The sequence below is a fragment of the Burkholderia sp. LFS061 genome (assembly GCF_047978125.1).
Lineage (GTDB): Bacteria > Pseudomonadota > Gammaproteobacteria > Burkholderiales > Burkholderiaceae > Burkholderia > Burkholderia pyrrocinia_C.
Map to the genome: position 1 here is coordinate 1 of NZ_JBFPFS010000176.1, position 246 is coordinate 246.

At 61.4% G+C, this 246-nt stretch carries 1 protein-coding gene; it reads left to right on the forward strand.

The window, feature by feature from the left end; all coding sequences use genetic code 11:
* On the forward strand, positions 1–246 hold a 246-nt coding region (locus tag ACNQQL_RS36235; RefSeq protein ID WP_347069763.1), incomplete at both ends, for a hypothetical protein.

Here is a 246-nt window from a genome sequence, read left to right on the forward strand (position 1 = left end):
CCGTTGGGTCTCAAGGTGATTGAGGTTCCGGATCCGAAGAATCCCGGTGCGACGAAGCTGATCGTGACCAAGGGCGACAAGGCTCAGAAGCCGGACGACCATGGTGGGTTCAATGAGGTCGTGGCGGCGGACAAGGACGGCAAGGGGAAGAATGCGGACGGCACGCCGATGGACCAGTCTATCCAGCAGATGATTACCGTCCAGGCGGCTCAGCATTGGGGGATTGGCGAGGTCGGTACCGGGGTG